Origin of the sequence: Alloalcanivorax xenomutans (assembly GCF_032810065.1) — a bacterium.
GTDB lineage: Bacteria > Pseudomonadota > Gammaproteobacteria > Pseudomonadales > Alcanivoracaceae > Alloalcanivorax > Alloalcanivorax xenomutans.
The window spans coordinates 3751359-3769909 of sequence record NZ_CP136538.1 but is presented as its reverse complement, the minus strand read 5'-3'; the positions used below and the strand labels follow the sequence as shown (position 1 = coordinate 3769909).

Genomic DNA, 18551 nt, shown 5'->3' with positions numbered 1-18551 from the left:
AAAAATAAACGTCTGTGTCAGCACCATCGTGTGCCTGGCAGGATGTCGGATGTTGGATCGAAATGATGCGTCGTGGTTTCGCCTTGGGGGCGGTGTTTGTTGTCAGCCTGATCCTGTTTCTCATTGTGTTGATGCCCGCGGCGGTGCTGGTGGAACGTATTCCGCAACTGCGCCCGGGCGGGGCTCCGCTGACCCTGGCCGATGCCCGGGGCCGCTGGTGGAGCGGCTCCGCGGCGGTCAGTTGGCGCGATCAACAGGGGCGGGTGCGCTGGGAGGTCAATTGGCACGGATTGACGCCGGGGCTTGATCTGGCCATGGTATCCAACGATTTGGATGTGCAAGGCTGGTTGGGCGCTGCCTGGGGCGACTGGCGCCTGGAGCAGTGGCGCGCCAATGTGCCGGTGGCCATGGTGAGCCGCTATATTCCCCAGGGTCAGGCCGATGGCACGGTGAGGATGACACTGATTGCCCTGGAACTCGCCGATGATGCCGTGGTCGATGCCAAAGGTACCCTTGATTACAGTGGGGGCACGGTTGGCTGGGGACGTGGTGAGTCCGCGCCGGTACCGCCACTTCAGGGACGTCTGAGTATGGTGGAGACCGGTCCGTCGCTGGTGGTGACGGACCCCGAACAGAAGCAAGTGTTCGCCGCGCGGGTGGCGGAACAAAAACTGAACGTACAAGTATTCAGGGCGTGGCCCCAATTGCTCGGGGTCAGCCAGGGGGGGGATCCCTCCGATGTGGTGTTCCAGATGAGTCAGCCGTTCCCGCCGGGACGCTGAAATATAGCGCTGGAAAAAAAACCGCATTTTTTATATTACGGTAATGTGTCCGCTGTAGAGTCGGTCGATGTCGGCACCCGTGAACGTGTGTTGATGGGCCCGGCCCGGGTGAACAAGGACATCCAGCCAGCCCAGGAGCACCGGTTCCAGTATGGAAACGGCGCGTATCGGTGGCGGTTGGTATAACGATAACGGGAAGTGACGCTTTTATGATTCAGTGGGCCCAAAGGGGAAACACACAGCAATGGCTGCCTCCGCTCCGTTTGGCGGTGATGTTGCTGTTGCTGGTGGGGCTCGCCTACTTGATCGCGCAGACCGTCTGGCTGCTGAGTTATGGTCCCAATGACCCGGTGCCGGAATCGGGGCTGCGTACCGTTTCCGCCTCCGGGCAGGGCGGGGAGCGCCGTGGTATCTCCCCGTCGGAAATGGAGTCCTGGAACCTGTTCGGGGTGTACCAGGCGCAAGAGGAAGCCAGCGACAAGCCTGTCGATGCTCCGGATACCCGTCTTAAACTGCAACTGCTCGGTGTCTTCCGCAGTCTGGACCGCACCCAGTCTTCCGCCATCGTTGCTGAAAGCGGCGGCGACGCGGAGCTGTACCGTATCGGTGATGCCCTGCCGGGCAATGCCACCGTCGAGGAAATTTACGCCGACCGTATCATCCTTAAACGCGTGGGGCAGTTGGAAACCCTGCGTTTGAGCGAGCTGGCCGCGCTCGGCGGGGTTTCGGTATCGTCGCGGCCTCCGCCTCCCCCTCCGCCAAGGCGGCCCCAGGAGCCGGCGCCGCCCGCTGAGGCAGACCTTGGCCAGCAGCGCACCACCCTGATTCGCCAGCTCGGTCTCAAGGCCGTCACCAGTGGTGAGAGCCAGGGGTACTCGCTGGGCTCTTCCGCGCCAAAACAACTGATCGAGCAGGTCGGCCTGAATCAGGGCGACGTGATTTTGTCGGTGAACGGGTATCCCCTGGGCACCGAGGAAAATGACCTGGCGGCGTTGCAGTCGTTCCAGGAGTCCCAGAGCGCCACCATCGTGGTACAGCGTGGCGATCAGGAATTCACCGTGAGTTATCCACCGTAGCGAGACCTTTATGGAGCCCCTGAAACAGCACCGCGGAGTTTCTGCCAAGAGGCTCCTGGCACCGGCCCTAGGCAGCATCCTGGCTGTCCTTGTTGTGTCCGTGAGCCCGTCGGCCCACGCGCAGCGCGCCGGCCAGGACCAGGTGGTGCAGAATGCCGATGGCAAGACATGGACCGTCAATATTCGCAATGCGGATATACAGGCGTTTATCAGCCAGGTGGCGGAGATGACCGGCAAGAATTTCGTGGTCGACCCGCGGGTCCGGGCCCGGGATGTGACGGTGATATCCAATCAGCCGCTGACGTCCGCCGAGGTCTATGAGCTGTTCCTGTCGGTGTTGCAGGTGCACGGTTACGCTGCGGTGCCTTCCGGCGATGTGGTCAAGATCGTCACTAACACCACCGCCAAGCAAAGCAACTTGCCGATGACCGAGGCCAACGAAGCCGGCGGTGAGGAACTGGTGACCCAGGTGATCGCGGTACAGAACTCTCCGGTGGAGGAGTTGGTGCCGGTACTGCGTCCCCTGGTGCCCCAGTACGGCCACCTGGCGGCGGTGGGCTCCGCCAACGCCCTGATTATCAGTGACCACGCGGACAACATTCAGCGCATGCGCGCCATCATTCACCACCTCGACAATACTGAAAGCGAGGAGGTGGAAATTGTGCAACTGCGGCATGCTTTCGCCGGCAACATGGTGTCGTTACTCGATCAATTGGTCAGCAGCACGCAGGCGGCCGGAGGCAATCGCCGCGCGCCGAGGGCGGAGTCCGCCACGGTGGTGGCCGATGAGCGCACCAACCGCCTGATCCTGAAAGGCGATCGGGCCACCCGGGCGCGTTTGCTGCCATTGATCTCACGGTTGGATACGCCGTCTTCCGCTTCCAGCCGGGTTCAGGTGATTCGCTTGAGCCACGGTGATGCCGAGGATATGGCCGAACTGCTGATGAACTTCGCCCAGGGGGCGGCAGCGGTGCGCAAGGGCGGGGAAGGTTCCGGCGCCGCGGGCGGTGCCAGCGGCGCCGCCGTGGCCGGCACCGGCGACAATAAAGTGTCGATCCAGGCAGATGCGTCACTCAACGCTCTGGTGATTCGCGCCGAACCGGAAATGATGAACGAACTGCAATCGGTGATCAGTCAGCTGGACGTGCGCCGCACCCAGATCCTGATTGAGGCGGCGATTGTCGAGGTCACCGGTGATAAGGCCGACAGTCTGGGCTTTCAATATCTGGCCGGTAGCAGCAGCGGTGGCTATGGCGGTGTCAATTTCTCCGGTCAGGGGCTCAGTGTGCAAGGGCTGATTCAGGCCATGCTTACCGACGATCCCACCAACCTGACGCTGGGCGACGGTATCGCCGCCGGTTTCGGCGAAACCGATGCGGATGGCAACCTGCGTTGGGGCGCACTGGTTCAGGCCCTGGCCAGCACCACCAATACCAACCTGTTGTCCACGCCCAGTATCCTGACACTGGATAATCAGGAAGCCTCCATCATCGTGGGCGAGAACGTGCCGTTCATTACCGGGCAGTCCACTTCCTCCAGTTCCACCACCGCCAACCCGTTCACCACCATCCAGCGGGAAGACGTGGGGCTGACCCTGAAAGTAACCCCGCATCTGGCGGGTATGGATACCATCCGGCTGGAGCTGGATCAGGAAACTTCCGCGGTGAAGGATGATTCCTCCGCCTCCGATATCATCACCACCAAGCGCCAGTTGACCACCACGGTGCTGGCGGATGATGGCCAGACCATTGCCCTGGGCGGTTTGATCAGCGATGACGTGCAGAAGACGGTGCGCAAGGTGCCGTTACTGGGGGATATTCCGCTCCTGGGTGTGCTGTTCCGCTCCACCAGCGAGACCCATGTGAAACGCAATCTGATGGTCTTTATCAAACCGACCATCCTGGAAAGCAATGAACGTCTGGTGGATATGACGCGCGACAAGTACATGGGGATCACCGCCATGCAGTTCAGCGTCGATGAGAATGGAGAGTTGGTGCAGGAAGTGAAGAACCCGCTGCCCACCCGGGTTGACCGGCTGTTCAATGGCCGTACCAGCACTTCCGACGACTATCGCCGGGCCTATGAGCGTGAGCAACAGCGCAGCGCCGATGAGAGTGTGGTGCCGCCGGCCTCCGGACCGGTGATCAACGCTGAACAGGGCTCGGCGGCGCAGAAGAACCAGTCCGGCGACGAACAGTAAGACTCCTTCGGAAGCGGTTGGCCCGCCAGCCGCTTCCTCTGCTTCCTTTCTGGGCTTCTCGGTGATTCAGGCGAGAGAGGCGCGGGCTACTCCGATGAGGTGGCGTCCAGCGCCCTCAGGTTGTTGAGGACCCGCCGGGTTCGTTCCAGCTTCTTGTTGAGTTCCACGTTGTCGGGTGCCAGGGGCTTGAGCTCCTGCCAGATAGCGTATGCGGCCTGGTATTCACCACGGGCGTAGAGGGCATCTCCGGTGGCCATATCCTTGGTGTAGCGTTCACGGCAAAGTGTCTCCACCTCGTCGCGCAAAGCGGTGAGGTGGTTGTTGGGGGCGGATCGCAAGTATTCCCGTATCGCCAGCAGATCCTTCAGGGAGCCGCTCTCGCGGTAGGCCGCCATCAATGACTCGGAGCGTTCCCGCTGGCGCTGAGTTTGTTGCTGCTCGGCCCTTTGGCGGGCCCGGGCCAGTACCTGTTGCGCCTGACCCAGAGCCTCGGGCGCGGGTTGATCCGGTTGCAGCTGGTGCGCCAGATGCAAGGCCCGTTGCGCCCGTGACCAGTCGCCTTGCTCGGCGTAGGTGTTCCCCACCTCGGTGAGCCGCTCGGACAAATCGGCTTTCAAGGCCTGGCGGAGCTCAAGGGTTTGTCCCGCCTCCGGCAGGGTGTAGCCGGTGAGCGTGCTGTCCAGAGTGGCGCTGTCCAACAGCGCACGGGCCTGGGCCTGCCACCATTCGGAAAGACGTTGCCGCAGGCGCTGGGCTTCCTGCTGGTGCAGCGATTCACGCAAGGCCACCAATGGGCCGGGATGGATCAGATGCCCGCCGGTGGACTCCAGCAGCCCCTGGGCGTCACGCCATTGCTCCTGCCCGGCCAGACGCTGTGCTTCCGCCAGGGTTTGCTCACGGTATTCGCGGCTTGCCTTGATGATGTCTTCGCGCTGTTGGCTCAGTTCCGGCTGATCCGGGTCTTGCAGCAGGCGCGTATCCAGCATGGTCAGCGCTTCCCGGTAACGGTGCTCATGGAGCGCCTGTTGCAACGACTCCCGGGTAACCTCCGGTGGCGGCGGCGTGGTCTGGCAAGCGCTCAAGGCGGTCAGTCCCGCCAGCAGAAGAAGAGCGGGGCGGCGAGTTGAATCAGGACGATGCACGGTGTCCGTCCGTGTTGAGGCGGGTCAGGAACTGGGCGATCCGTTGCTCCATCAGAGTCTCGGACAAGGCGTGCACGCCATCGACCCGGTAAGTGCTGACCGGCTCCTGCCGGCCGCGAACGCGCATGGAGCCGTATTCCAGCGCCCGCACCCGGGGAGCGATGTTGGCGTCCTTGAACACGGCGGCGGCGGCGATGATTTCGCCGGCGGCGGCCATGTTGGAAAGCCGTGACGCCAGATTCACGGTATCGCCGACCACCGTATATTGCATGCGGTCACGGGAGCCCAGGTTCCCGGCCAGCATGGCGCCGGAATTGATGCCGATACGGAATTCCACGGTGGTCAGGCCACGGGCCTGCCGATGTTCGTTGAGGCGCTGGATCAGGCGCTGGATCATCACCGCGCAGCAGAGGCCATGGAACAAGTGCTCGGGATCCTCTTCCGGCACCCCGAACACGATCATGGCGCAGTCACCCATGTACTTGTCGATGGTGCCGCGATAGGAATCCGCCGCCCAGGCGACGGCATCGAAGTAAACGTTGAGCATATGGGCCACCGCCTCCGGCGCCAGGCTTTCCGACAACCGGGTGAAGCCGACGATATCGGCGAACACCACCGTGGCGTTGACGTCGCGACCGCCGAGGGTGACCTGATCCAGGTCGGCCATCATGCTTTTCGCCACCGAAGGACTGACGAAACGCTGCAGTACCCTTTCCACCTGATCTTTCTCCAGCATGCTATGGGCCATGCTGTTGTAGGCTTCGATCAGCAGACCGATCTCGTCATTGCGGCGTTCACGAATACGGAACTGCAAATCGCCACGCCGCATGGCGCTGGTGGCGGCCAGCAGATCACGGATTGGCTGGGACAGCCGGCGGCTGATCACGAAAGAGGCGATTATGGCGATCAGCCCCATGATCACGGTGGCGGTGATCATGGCCGTCCGGACCTCTTTCTGGGCCAGAGCGATAGGTTGATCGGAGAGAGTGATCGCCACCGCGCCGACCTGGATATCGTTGACCATTACCGGGGAAATATAGGTGCTCATGGGCGAACCGGCCATGGTCCAACGGCTGACGCCCGCTTCGCTCAAGGGGCCGCGCCGGGCCGGCTGCACTCCCGCTTCATCGATCAGGCCGCCGTCCCGGTCAAACAGGGTAGCGCCGTAAATATTGTCACTGCGGACCAGATTATTGATGTGCACCTTGAGCAGGAAGCGGTCCTCGGCCAGTAAGGGCTCGCGGGCGGTATGCGCCAATTGGGAGGCGATGGCACCACCGAAACTGTCCGCCTGCTGACGCATGCGCTCAAGCTGGTTGTTCAGCAGCAGAGTGCCGAGAACGGCCATGCCCAAAAGAATCATGGCGGAGATCGACAGGCCCATCTTCCAGGCCACCGGGAAGTAGGCGGGCAGGTAAGGGCGCAACAGCCGGCGGAACCGGTGCTTTTTTTGTTGCGGTTGCTGTCTTGAAGGATCGTCCACGCTGCTGTTCCTAGAGCCGGTTTTGCGAGTGCCCGTCTTTGCCGAAGCTGGAGCGGCGGTGCCGCCGTGCCCTTGCCGGGGATGGCTGGTGGCCGGGCCCGGTGCCATCGACACCGGATTGGTATTCTCTACCGATATTCTACCTGAATAGCCGCTCCGCGGAGGAATGGATCAAGGTGTGGCCCGCCCGCAGCTTGCCAGGGTGTGGCTCCGGTGTCACATTGCCAGAATGACGCAGGTTAGGGAACCATGGAATGGGCCTCGTTTCCACCCAACCAGCATGACGGGTTTCGGTGCCGGATGCGTCGTGCGTCCGATAACCGGGTAGTTCCGGATTATTGTCCCGGCAAAAGCGGGTTCCAGGAAATCAAGATGGGATTTATACAAGAGCGGCGGGTGCCCGCCAACGGTCTGGATATGTTCATTGCCGAAGCCGGCGTCAAAGGCGCCCCTTTGGTGTTGTGTTTGCACGGCTTCCCGGAGTGCTGGGCGTCGTGGCGCTATCAATTACCGGTACTGGCCCAGTCCGGATACCACGCCGTGGCGCCGGATTTGCGCGGGTACGGCGAAACCCGTGGAGCGGCGACGGTGGAGGACTGCCGCCTGTCCCGGCTGGCCGGGGATGTGGTGGCCCTGATTGATGCCCTTGGTGCCGAACGGGCGGTGCTGGTGGGGCATGATTGGGGATGCGCGCTGGCCTGGGAAGTGGCCAGGACCTACCCGGAGCGGGTGACAGCGGTAGTTGGGCTGTCGGTCCCCTACGGTGGCCCCTCGCCACGCGCGCCCACCGAGGCGATGCGGGAGCTGTTCGGGGATCATTTCTTTTATATGCTTTATTTTCAGCAAGCCGAAGCGCCGGAACGGGAGCTTGGTGAGGATGTTCGCTATAGCCTGCGGGCTCTGTTCCACAATCTTTCCGCCGAAGGCATGGCCAACTTCCAGGTGGCGCCGGATGACAGCGGCGTGCTGGATTCCATGCGCGTGCCAGCACGGCCCTCGCGCTGGATGCGTGAGGAAGACCTGGATTACTACGTGGCCCGTTTCGAGAAGACCGGGTTTACCGGGGCGCTCAACTGGTATCGAGCCATGGATATCTCCTGGGAGGAAAGCCGCGCTGACGACAACTGGACGATTCAGGCGCCGGTGCTGTTTCTCGGTGGCATGCAAGACCCGGTATTGATGTTCAGTCAGAAGGCTCTGGCACGCATGCCGGACTATGTGCCGAATCTGAATACCGTGGTGCTGGACCAGTGCGGGCACTGGATCCAGATGGAGCAGGCGGCGGAAGTGAATCGGGAGATGCTGGCGTTTCTGGCTGAGGCGGCCCCGCCCGGAGAGGATCACCCCGAACCCTGATCTGTATCAAGGGCAGCCCGGCGTGGATCGGCGACTATTCTTTCCGGGGCGCAAGCCCCGCTGCGTATGCTTCCGGTATATCCGGTTTTTCAAGGCCCCACGGCGGGGCCTTTTTTATGCCCGCCGTCCATGGCGGCCACCTCCATCGTGCAGAACGCACCCGCTACCAGTGAATCCCCTTAAACAATCGGGAGAAGGCCGCCTGCTCGCGGCTGATTCGTTTGGGCGTGCGCTCACGCCGCCCCATCGCGGCGGCGGAGTCGGAGAACAGCTTGTAGCCGGTGTTCATGATCGTTTCCGTGGCCCGGGGGGTAATGAAATGCATCACCTGACCGAGGACGCCAAGACTGGTGGCGATCCGCTTGGGCTGGCGCACGATGGCGTCGCAGATCATGTCCGCCGCCTGGCTGGGGCTGATGGTGGGTACGTGATTGTACAGCTTGGTAGGTGCGATCATCGGCGTGCGCACCAGCGGCATGTTGATGGTGGTGAAACGGATGCCCTGGTGAGCCAGCTCGCTGGCGGCACAGCGGGTGAACGAATCCAGCGCCGCCTTGGATGCCACATAGGCGGAGAAGCGCGGTGCGTTGGTCAGAACGCCGATGCTGGAAATATTGATGACGTGTCCGCTGCCCTGTTCCAGCATGCTCGGTAACAGGCGCATGATCAGCCGCAATGAGCCGAAGTAGTTCAATTGCATGGTGCGTTCGAAATCGTGGAAACGATAGACCGAGTTGACCACCGAGCGGCGGATGGAATGGCCAGCGTTGTTCACCAGGATGTCGACGCGGCCGTAATCCGCCAGAACCTCCTTCACCAGATCATCCACGGATTCCATCTTCGAGACGTCGCAACGGTAGGCCCGGGCGATGCCTCCCACCTGCTTGATCTCGTGCAGGGTCTCTTCCAGTTTCTCCGGAGTGCGGGCCACCACCAGCACGGTGGCTCCAGCGCGGGCCAGCTTCAGGGCCGAGGCCTTGCCGATCCCGGAAGTGGCTCCGGTGATCAGCACGACCTTGTCCTCCACCTTGTCAGGCAAGGACGGTAGCGGCTGCAATTCGTCCTTGCGCTGGTCCCGCTCCGGGTCCAGGTGATTTTCCCAGAAATCCCACAATTGCTGGATGTAGCTTTCCAGATCCGGCACTTCAATGCCGCTGCCTTCCAGAGCGGCCCTGGCCCGTTGGTTGTCGTACTGAGTCGGGAATGCCAGGAACTGAACAATGGTGGGCGGGATGTCCAGACTTTCCAGCAGCTGGTTGATCAGTGCTTTCGGGGTCAGCGCGTTGACGCCTTTTTTGACGAAACCAGGGACCGCATTGAAGACGCGGTTATCCAGGCGCACCGGCATACGTGGCGCCTGGGCGGCGCCGGCGATGATATCCATCACCTCGCTGAAGTTATAGCTGCGCTCGGCGGTCAGGTGAAAACACTGGCCGTTCCCCTCCGGCAGATGGGCGATGTGATCCAGGGCACTGGCGACGAAGTCCACCGGCACGATATTGAAATGGCCGCTTTCCACGCCCACCAGCGGGAACCAGTTGGGCAGATAATCCTTGAGCTTCTGGATCAGTTTGAAGAAGTAGTACGGGCCGTCGATTTTGTCCATTTCCCCAGTCTGGGAATGGCCCACTACCAGAGACGGCCGGTAAATGCGCCAGGGGATCCGGCTCTCCTGGCGTACCAGGGCTTCCGATTCGTGCTTGGTCAGCAGGTAGGGATTGTCCAGGCCGGAGGCCTCTTCGAACATGTCCTCGGTGAAGGTGCCGGGATAGAGTCCGCCGGCGGCCACCGAGGAAACATGATGGAAACAGCCGGCCTGCAGCTGTTCCGCCAGTTTCAGGGTTTGGCGGGTGCCTTCGATATTGGTGTAACGCTGGGTGTTCTCGTCGGCATTGAGATCGTAGATCGCCGCGAGATGGAAGAAGTGGTCGATCTGGCCGGCCAGGTCATCCAGGTCCCGCTTGCTCAGACCCAGGCTTTTTCTCGTCAGATCGCCGGTAATCGGTACTAGGCGCTGCTCTTCGACGCCCAGCCGCCTCCGCAGAGCCTCCAGCTTGTATTCGGAGCCTGGGCGAACCAGGGCGAAGACCCGGCTGTCTTCCCGTTTCAGAAGCCGGGCAACCAGAAAGCGGCCGATGAAACCGGTGGCCCCGGTGACGAAATAGTTCATGGCGGTCAATCCCTCGTTAGCACGCACGGTGTGTTGTAGAGCCTGTTTATGATCTTGCCGGGCACCTGATCGATGATGCGCCCCTTGTCCGGGCGATGCCAGCATGGGCCGGCCTCGCCATTACAACTAACAAGTGTTAGTTATTTTGTGATCGTTATGTCCGGATGTCAACAGCCTTCCACGGTTGTTGCAAGAAGCCTGCCTTTTATGGCTATATAGGGATAAGCAATAACTAACAGTTGTTTGTTGAAAATGACGGAAACCCTGCGACAAAAGCAGAAAAAGGAAACCCGCGAACGGATTCTGGGCGCGGCCCGGCAGCTGATGGCCGGAGGGCGGGGCCTGGACAGCCTGGGATTGCGCGAGGTAGCCCGTGAAGCCGGCCTCGCCGCCACGTCTCTGTACAACCATTTTCCCGATATGGAAGCGTTGGGGCTGGCCTTGATTGACGAAGCCTGCTTTCGGTTGCGTGTCGCCATGTCGGAAGGGCGTCGCAGCATGATCGAGATCGGGCCGCGCCAGGCGATCCAGGAACTGGTGGGCCGCTTTGGCCGCTTCATTCTGTCCAATGAAGGCGAGTTTCGTCTGTTGCTGCAGCAGAGGCTGGGGCGCAGCCGGCGCTACCGGGCGCGTATTCACGGTGAGCTGCAACTGCTGGTGGATGAGCTGGCCGAGGACATTCGTTCCGTGGTGGCGGCCCAGGGGCGCCCGGCGGTGCCCGCCGAGCGTGAAGCGGAAGCGGCGGTATCGCTCATGTTCGGGCTTGGCGTGGCCATGCTCGATGTCTCCCCGGCGCGGCGTGAGGAGTTGGCGGCCAATGCGGTGGAGCAACTGGCGATCCTGGCTCTGGGAGGGCGCCGCTGGGCTCAGGGCGAGCGCCTCTAGGCGTCTTCCGGCGGCTTCGTTACGGCAGCGAAATCGGCCGTCGGAGGCGCCATCAGCGGGCTGCCGCGATTTGTGCTACAATGCCGTCCTTTCCCAATCTATCCCCTGGAGCACAATGGTAATCGTCAAAGGGCTCATTCCGGTGCGGGATGATCTGCGGGATGACGCCTTGGCCCTGATTCAGACTCTGGCCCGCGAAGCGCGCCTCGAGGAGGGCTGCGTTTCATACGAAGTCTACGTACAGGCTGACTCCCCCCGGGTCATCATGTTATGGCAGCAGTGGCGCGATCTGGACGCCCTTGAACGCCATTTCGATTCCGATCATTTGGATGATTTTCTCGATCGTATCCCCGACATGATCGACGGTGAAGTGCATTCATTGCGTTTCGACGTCACTGGAGAGGACGAAGAGGAAATCGACGACGTCCCGCCACGCCTCGACATGGTATTGGGAGACGATACCGTCCTGCATTGACGCCGTATGTCGGTTTCGGCCATGGCGGCGTCCATTCCTTCCTGAGACCCTGTCGGTGAATCCCCTACACTGGGGGAACCGGACGTGGATAACCGAGAACAAACGCTCATGAAGACCCGTATCGATTCCGTGGATGACGTGATCGCCAGTTTTGCCCGCCAGGGCTACATATGCGATCAACGCACCGCGCTGGCGGTCTACCTGGCCGCTCAACTGCAAAAGCCGATTCTGGTGGAAGGCCCGCCGGGGGTGGGCAAAACCGAGCTGGCTAAATCCGCTGCCGCCTTTCTGGAAGCGCCACTGATCCGCCTGCAATGTTACGAGGGGCTGGATGAGAGCCGCGCCCTGTACGAGTGGAAATACGGCAAGCAGTTGCTCTATACGCAATTGCTGCGCGACAAGCTCAGTTCCCTGCTGTCCGATACGGAGAACCTGGAACAGGGCATGGCGCGTCTCGGCGACCTGGGTGACGCTTTCTACAGCGATACTTTTCTGGAGCCTCGTCCTCTGTTGCGGGCGCTGCGCGCGGAGGAGCCGGTGGTGCTGTTGATCGACGAGATCGACAAAGCGGATCAGGAATTCGAGGCTTTCCTGCTGGAACTGCTCTCTGATTTTCAGATTTCCATCCCGGAACTGGGTACGGTACGTGCCCGCCATCGTCCGCTGGTGTTTCTCACCAGTAACGACCAGCGTGAGCTGTCCGACGCTCTCAAGCGTCGCTGTCTGCATCTCTATATCCCCTATCCGGAACCGGATCTGGAACGGCGAATTGTCGCCGAGCGGGTGCCGGAGCTTGGTGATCGGTTGCGCGAGCAACTGGTGAGTTTCATTCAGCATCTGCGTGAGCAGGACATGAAGAAACTGCCCGCCATCTCCGAAACCCTGGACTGGGCCCGGGCTCTGGTGCTGTTGCATGCCGACAGTCTCGAGCCGGAGCTGGTTGAGCAGACGCTGACCCTGATCCTCAAGAACGAACAGGACGTGACGTTGGCGCGTGGCCTGTTACCGCATTGGTTCAGCAAGCAGCGCGCGGGCTGAGGTCGAGTCATGGCTGATCGTCGTTTGCATGAGTTCGTGCGTGCCTTGCGTGGGGCACAGATTCGTATTTCTCCGGTGGAAGCGGAAGAAGCGCTGCGGGCCGCGGCTCTGATCGGCTACCACCCGCGCGAACAGTTCCGGGAAACGCTGGCGCAGACCTTGGTCAAGGCCCAGGTGGACCGGGCCCGCTTCGATCAGTGCTTCGATGATTTTTTTCACTTCGAGTCCATTGCGGCGGATGGCGATGAAGACGCCGAGGTGGGGGCTTTGCCCGACACCACCGATATGGACACCGGAGATCTGTCGGAAACCACCGCCAATCTGCTTGCCCAGTCGCCGGAGCAACTGACTCAGAGTCTCGCCGAGGCCGCCGCCCAGCAGGACTTCACCGCCATGCAGGTCATTACCCAACAGGGACTGTTCGCCCGGCAGTTGGTGATGAACATGGGGATGGGGGCGGTGGACGACGATATTCTGCGTTTGGCGGCATCGCCGCGCCGCCGGGATCAGAACCGGGCGGAGCAGTTGCGGGATTGGCGCCAGCAGGTGCGGGAGCGGGCCAGCCAGTATGTACGGCGGCAGTTCGAGTTGCACGGCCGGGCCCATGGCCGTGCGCTCAGGGAACACACCATGCGGGCGGCGCCGTTCCGTGAACTCCGTGAGTACCACCAGATTCAGGATCTGGTGCGACGCATGGCGCGCCGCCTTGCCGCTTTGCATCAACGCCGGCAAAAACGCGCCAAACGCGGCGCCATGGACGCCCGCCGTACCTTGGTCTCCAGCCTGCGCTATAACGCCGTGCCGGTGCAGTTGCACTGGCGTGAACGGCGCAAGCTGAAGAGTAAAGTGTATGTAATTTGCGATGTCTCCGGGTCGGTGCGTGAGGCGGCCCGGTTTTTGTTGCAGTTCCTCTATGCCATGAACGATGTTCTGCCCCAGGTGCGCAGCTTTGCTTTTGCCGCCCGCTTCGATGAGGTCACCGATGACTTCCGTCAGTACCATCCCGAGGTGGCGGTGGGGCGTATTCTCGACCGGGTTTCCGGCAGCGGCACCGATTATGGCTACATGTTCGAGTCCTTCCAGGAGGCCTGTGGCCGGGAGATCGACCGGCGCAGCACAGTGATCATTCTGGGGGATGCACGCAACAATGACTTGCCCGCGGGTGAGGAGCATCTGGCGGAAATCTCGCGCCGTGCCCGCCAGGTCTTCTGGTTGAACCCGGAGCATCCGTCACGCTGGAACAGCGGTGACGCCATCATGGCCAAATACGAACCCTACTGTCGGGCCGCCCGCCGCTGCTCCAGCCTGAACGATCTCAGCCGTTTCGTGGATTATCTTTTGCGGGCGCTGAACAACGCACAGTAGTTGAAGTGAAATTTTAAAATGCGAACTGCTTCGCTCGCTTTTAACGCCATTTAACCCCTCTCCCGAACTCCCCCGGATAGCATAAGTCACACCGTTGTAACCCGAGTGGTTCGACTCGCAAGTAAGGAGTGATTTATGTTGACCCGGAAATTCGCGACAGCAGTGGCCGTTACTTTCTCGCTCACCGCAGGTGGGGCCTACGCGGCCGGTCCCTTTATCGGCGGCAACTACACTCAAATGCAATACGATAATGAGGAGTACGACAGCGATACGCTGAAAATTGACTCCGCCGTTTTCCGTGCTGGGTATGAATTCAACGATTATCTGGGAATGGAAATCCGCGGTGGCATGGGATTCGATGAGGACTCCCGGGGTATCGTCGATTTTGAAATGGACAATATGTATGGCGCTTATGTGAAATTATCAGCGCCTCTGGCGGAATCGGTACATCCTTACATCATCGGCGGCTATACCAAAATGAAAGGGACGGTGAAGGCCGAGGGGACCCTGGCGGGCGTCAATTATCAGGTGGATGACAGTCGCCGTTTCGAGGATCAATCCTATGGCGCGGGCATTGATGTGAATCTTACCGATACTCTGGGAATGAATCTGGAATACATGCGTTACTTCGACAAGGACGAAGAGGAAATTTCCGGCGTTAGCGTCGGTTTGCGGTCGGCGTTCTAACGTATCGGAGCGCGGTGGGGTAAGGAGCCTGTTTAAGGCATTACCCCACTTTCGACATCGCCATGCTGGATTGAAGGCGTGGCAAGAACGCTGAATGAACTCCCAGGGCTTTCATGGTCCAGTAGTGCCCGCTCACCACTCTCTCCACCAGTAATGTCCGGGACGAAGGCTGAAATGTCAGCAGCGCCGACAGTGGCGTCTTGCGTACCGTTTCCACGATATCCAGATGAACCCGGGCGTCTGCGAAATTGACCGGCTCGGGAGAAAATCCACTCAGTATCAAAGGCACCCAGCGATCGTAGAATCCCGGTGGCGGATGGCTGTCGGGCCGCCGCGCGCCCAGTTCAATCAAGCCGGCATCGAGGTGTTCCCAGTCGCCCTTGGTGGCGGCGTTGATGACCTTGCCGAACAACTCGATATCCTCTTCGCTCAGTTGCTTCACCGCGCCGAAATCGTACATCACAATACTGCCGTCCCGGCGGAAAGCGAAATTGCCGGGATGGGGATCGCAGTGCACCGTTCCTAGTTGGAAAATCTCCGCCGCCAGGGCGTCAAACAAGCGCTCACCCAACAGATTGCGTAGCGGCTGGTCGAAGCCATTCTCGTCGTTGACCTGGTGTAGAGGGACGCCGTCTTCGCGGCTCAGGGTGAGCACCGCCTCACCGGACAGAGAAGCGTGGACCCGGGGGATCACCAGCCAGGGCTGGTCACGGTGAAACTCGCGCAGGTGATTCAGATTGCGCGCTTCCTGATGGTAATCCAGCTCTTCGTTGAGTCGCGATCGGATCTCCTGAAATACCGAGTCCAATGCGGCTTCATTCACCTTGAGCAGGCTGCCGAGTCTGAGGATGCGTTTCAGATGGCGCATATCCGAATCGATCGAGCTGCGCACCGCTGGATACTGCACCTTGACCACCACCGATTCTCCATCCCGGGTAACCGCGTCATGGACCTGGCCGATGGATGCGGCCGCGAACGGTGTTTCGGAAAACTCCCTGAAATGGTCGCCGAGTTTACCGCCCAGATGGGTTTCCAATTGCCGTCGGATAACGTGGAACGGCATTGGCGCGGAAGCGTTCTGCAGTACCGCCAGTTGTTCACTGATTTCCTTGGGCAGAATGTCCTGCATCTGCGAGGCGATTTGCCCCACTTTCATCACCGCGCCTTTCATCTCTCCCAGCGTGGCCGCGACCTCCCGGCCAATATGGCGCATCAGGGCCTCGCGGTTGGTCTCTCGCAGAGCGTCATCCTGAAACCAGCTCTTGACCTGATGGGTGGCCACGCGAGTGGCGATGGAGGTGGTCATGCCCGTCAGTTTAAGCAGGCGTCCGCCGCCGGCAAGCGGATTGCGGATTCGTTTGGCCACGGTGCCCTCCATGGGATCACTACGGTGTTGGAGTTCCTATGGTGCTCTAATCCGGCGAGGAAGGCGATGGAGGGTGACCAGGACCTGTTCACACAACAGGCGCGACGCAAGTAGAGTGAACAGCCCTAGCCGCCGCCCAGTGATGAGGTGTCCAAGTTTTGAACAGGTGATTTGTTTCCGCTGAGCTGCCCGGTGGTGGATCAAGGGGGCACTATAAGGCGGCCCGCTTGGCCCAGCCACCCCCAAACCATGCTGTGGTCGCTAGTATTATGGCGAATGAGGCCGCGCCTGCCGCCAACCCCACCGCGTCGATCAGGTAACCGGTTGCTACGGGTAACAGCGCTGCGGGTATATAGCCGCCGATATTGAGCATTGCATTGGCCTGCGCGCGATAGCTGTCCGGTACATGCAATCCAATCAGGGTCAGGCCGCCAAGTTGGCCGAGTCCTTGCCCCACCCCGGCGAGCAATGCGGAGGCGACGAGCGCGGGAACCAGCGAGGTATAAATCGCCAGTGCGAGACTCGCCATTGACAGCACCGTGGCGGTGGCGCTGATGATGAAGAGACGTGTTACTGGCCATTGCCGTGCCAGAAATTGCACTCCAACAGCGGAAAAGAACATCGCGCAAGCCATACCCCCAGCCAGCAAGGGGCTGCGCACGTCGAGCAGTCTGGACAGTAGCGACGGCCCCAATGCCAGCACAAACGAAGTGGCGGTAATACCTGGGCCGAAGGTGGCAATGCCAGACAGAACGTGCAGCCGGTTGGAGATCGGCACCTGGGGCAGGCGTAGACGGAGGGGGCTGTTTACCTTCGTGCTGCGTGCCGGCAATCCCCACGCCACAATCAGGGCACTGAGCAGGACGAGTGCCTCGATGATGAAAATTGGAACCACTGGCTGCGTCAATGTCTGAGCCAAGCCACCTGCCAGCAGTGGCCCCAGCCCGGCGCCCAGGACCATTGCGATGGATGCCAGCAACGCCGCCCGGCGTTTATGCTCCATGCCGCCGGCATCGACCACTGCCGCCATGCCAGCCGAAACGATCACGCCTACGGCGATACCGCTCAGCAGACGGCCCGCGGCAAGCATACCAACCGACGTCGCATTGGCGAACAGGACACAGGCAACCAACGCGGAGACCAGTCCAGGCACGAGTATAGGCTTGCGGCCATAACGGTCGGACAACTGGCCGGCAACCAGCAAAGTGCCCAGCAGTCCGGCGATGTAGAGCGCGAAGATGACGGTCAACATACCGGAGGAAAAAACCCGTTGCTCCTGCCAGTGCACATAGAGTGGTGTCGGTGAGTTGGACAGCATGAAAACTGCGGTGACCATCCAGGCGGCTGCCCACATGCTAACAGTAGAAGGCGCGGCGGTGGCCTTTACTTGGGCACCTCGAGATAGTGAGAAAAGTGACATGACGGCTTCCATATGCTGTACGAGATTTTTCGAACTATAGCATGGTTCGAAAAATCTCGTACAGCAGTGTTATGATGAGACCATGATGAAGACAGAATCTAGCGATACCCAATCCGCCGCGCCGGCGGACACGCCCGCCGATCTGCCGCCACCGTTGGATGAGCCGGCCGCCGAGGACTTGCGGTTGGAAACCATCCTGAAAGCTTTGGCTGATCCCTTGCGTCTGACCATCGTGCACAAGTTGATACGTGAGTCCGACGCCTACGACCATCCTTGCGGCTGGTTTGGTTTTGATCGACCCAAGTCATCATTGACCCATCACTTCAAAGCACTGCGCGAAGCGGGAGTAATCCGTCAGCGACAATACGGCCTTGAGCGACGTAGCCGTCTTCGCCGCGAGGATCTGGACGCCGGCTTTCCAGGTTTGTTGACCTTGGTGGAGAACTGGCAGCCACCGGCCGGGTACGCGATGAACCAAAAAAAAGGGGCCGATAACGGCCCCAGGTAAGGAGAGAAGTGACAGAAAACTGGAATCAGGCGCGCTCTTTCTCGCCGGCGCTGATCAGCTCATCCAGCAGCTTCTGACCTTGTTCGCGCACGGTGGAAACGGCGCCCACACCGGCCAATACGAACTCGTTGCTGCTTTCCGCTTTCTCACCGCGCTGCTCCTTGCCGGCGGCAACCAGGTTTTCGTAAAGCTCCTGGCGTTTTCGCGGTGCCTCGTCGATCAGTTGACGGGCGCTCAGGAGCAAGCCACGGCTGGCCAGAGCCAGTTTTGATTTGCCGTCGGCCTCGTCGCCGTAGGCTTGAGCACCGGTGGACAGATAGTGTCCGTAGAGCTCCTCGGATTTCTCATTGGCCTTGCTGTAGGCACCCAGGCCGGCCAGATAGAGAGTGTTGGCCAGGCTTTTGGCACGGTTGACCAGGTTGGCCCGTTCTTCACGCAGTTCTTTCAACTCGCCCATGGATCGCCTCTCGTCAGCGGGTCTTTTGGGGGGCGACAAACGCCTTGGCGTTGTCGGAGAAAAAGGTTTGGCGAGAACGATTCGCCAAAGTATGGGGTTAGATTACGGGGTAGCGCGGCATGGCAAGGTTTTGATTGTCAG

16 protein-coding genes are annotated in these 18551 nt (G+C 60.8%); 10 read left to right on the top strand and 6 right to left on the bottom strand.

The annotated features are described in order from the left end of the window. Positions 1 to 62 precede the first annotated feature (62 nt). The 3 genes from gspN to gspD all read left to right on the top strand — a co-directional run bounded on the left by gspN (position 63) and on the right by gspD (position 4058). The gene (gene gspN, locus RYH70_RS17365) at positions 63 to 782 is read left to right on the top strand and encodes a type II secretion system protein N (protein WP_080531531.1); all 720 of its coding nucleotides are present in this window, start codon (positions 63 to 65) and stop codon (positions 780 to 782) included. Between the two features lie 209 nt (positions 783 to 991). Then, positions 992 to 1858 (top strand): type II secretion system protein N, encoded by an 867-nt coding sequence (locus RYH70_RS17360; protein ID WP_022995822.1) that lies wholly within the window; start codon positions 992 to 994, stop codon positions 1856 to 1858. A 100-nt stretch (positions 1859 to 1958) separates the two neighbouring features. Next, entirely contained in the window at positions 1959 to 4058 is a 2100-nt protein-coding gene (gene gspD, locus RYH70_RS17355; protein WP_231504733.1) for a type II secretion system secretin GspD, read from the top strand. 86 nt (positions 4059 to 4144) lie between these two features. Here gspD and RYH70_RS17350 read toward each other — a convergent pair whose 3' ends face one another. Together RYH70_RS17350 and RYH70_RS17345 are read right to left on the bottom strand one after the other, a co-directional pair. Beyond that, positions 4145 to 5200, bottom strand: coding sequence for a hypothetical protein (locus RYH70_RS17350; protein WP_317009458.1), 1056 nt, complete (start codon positions 5198 to 5200; stop codon positions 4145 to 4147). Further along, positions 5187 to 6683 (bottom strand): adenylate/guanylate cyclase domain-containing protein, encoded by a 1497-nt coding sequence (locus tag RYH70_RS17345; RefSeq protein WP_022995819.1) that lies wholly within the window; start codon positions 6681 to 6683, stop codon positions 5187 to 5189. The genes RYH70_RS17350 and RYH70_RS17345 overlap by 14 nt, the downstream gene beginning before the upstream one ends. A 372-nt stretch (positions 6684 to 7055) precedes the next feature. Here RYH70_RS17345 and RYH70_RS17340 point away from each other — a divergent pair, with 372 nt between their 5' ends. Continuing rightward, positions 7056 to 8039, top strand: coding sequence for an alpha/beta fold hydrolase (locus RYH70_RS17340; protein ID WP_097058771.1), 984 nt, complete (start codon positions 7056 to 7058; stop codon positions 8037 to 8039). A gap of 163 nt (positions 8040 to 8202) precedes the next feature. Here RYH70_RS17340 and RYH70_RS17335 read toward each other — a convergent pair whose 3' ends face one another. Continuing rightward, positions 8203 to 10209, bottom strand: a complete 2007-nt coding sequence (locus tag RYH70_RS17335) for an SDR family oxidoreductase (protein ID WP_022995768.1) — start codon at positions 10207 to 10209, stop codon at positions 8203 to 8205. Positions 10210 to 10461: 252 nt separating this feature from the next. On the opposite strand from RYH70_RS17335, the gene RYH70_RS17330 reads away from it, so the two are divergent. The 5 genes from RYH70_RS17330 to RYH70_RS17310 all read left to right on the top strand — a co-directional run bounded on the left by RYH70_RS17330 (position 10462) and on the right by RYH70_RS17310 (position 14659). After that, positions 10462 to 11094 (top strand): TetR family transcriptional regulator, encoded by a 633-nt coding sequence (locus tag RYH70_RS17330; RefSeq protein ID WP_026949544.1) that lies wholly within the window; start codon positions 10462 to 10464, stop codon positions 11092 to 11094. Between the two features lie 115 nt (positions 11095 to 11209). Then, positions 11210 to 11569, top strand: a complete 360-nt coding sequence (locus RYH70_RS17325; RefSeq protein ID WP_022995766.1) for a putative quinol monooxygenase — start codon at positions 11210 to 11212, stop codon at positions 11567 to 11569. A gap of 108 nt (positions 11570 to 11677) precedes the next feature. After that, complete coding sequence (locus RYH70_RS17320) at positions 11678 to 12607, top strand: AAA family ATPase (RefSeq protein WP_014996063.1); 930 nt, start codon at positions 11678 to 11680, stop codon at positions 12605 to 12607. A 9-nt stretch (positions 12608 to 12616) separates the two neighbouring features. After that, the gene (locus tag RYH70_RS17315; protein WP_022995765.1) at positions 12617 to 13972 is read left to right on the top strand and encodes a VWA domain-containing protein; all 1356 of its coding nucleotides are present in this window, start codon (positions 12617 to 12619) and stop codon (positions 13970 to 13972) included. 135 nt (positions 13973 to 14107) lie between these two features. Beyond that, complete coding sequence (locus tag RYH70_RS17310) at positions 14108 to 14659, top strand: porin family protein (protein ID WP_022995764.1); 552 nt, start codon at positions 14108 to 14110, stop codon at positions 14657 to 14659. Positions 14660 to 14699: 40 nt separating this feature from the next. On the opposite strand, the gene RYH70_RS17305 is transcribed toward RYH70_RS17310, so the two are convergent. Both RYH70_RS17305 and RYH70_RS17300 read right to left on the bottom strand, forming a co-directional pair. Further along, positions 14700 to 16025 carry an ABC1 kinase family protein gene (locus tag RYH70_RS17305; protein WP_031228485.1) on the bottom strand — a complete coding sequence of 442 codons (1326 nt, stop codon included), beginning with the start codon at positions 16023 to 16025 and terminating at the stop codon, positions 14700 to 14702. Between the two features lie 211 nt (positions 16026 to 16236). After that, the gene (locus tag RYH70_RS17300; RefSeq protein WP_317009457.1) at positions 16237 to 17445 is read right to left on the bottom strand and encodes an MFS transporter; all 1209 of its coding nucleotides are present in this window, start codon (positions 17443 to 17445) and stop codon (positions 16237 to 16239) included. Between the two features lie 82 nt (positions 17446 to 17527). Here RYH70_RS17300 and RYH70_RS17295 point away from each other — a divergent pair, with 82 nt between their 5' ends. Then, positions 17528 to 17953 carry an ArsR/SmtB family transcription factor gene (locus RYH70_RS17295; RefSeq protein WP_317009456.1) on the top strand — a complete coding sequence of 142 codons (426 nt, stop codon included), beginning with the start codon at positions 17528 to 17530 and terminating at the stop codon, positions 17951 to 17953. A 25-nt stretch (positions 17954 to 17978) separates the two neighbouring features. Here RYH70_RS17295 and RYH70_RS17290 read toward each other — a convergent pair whose 3' ends face one another. Next, the gene (locus RYH70_RS17290) at positions 17979 to 18410 is read right to left on the bottom strand and encodes a hypothetical protein (protein WP_022996686.1); all 432 of its coding nucleotides are present in this window, start codon (positions 18408 to 18410) and stop codon (positions 17979 to 17981) included. Positions 18411 to 18551: the final 141 nt, after the last annotated feature.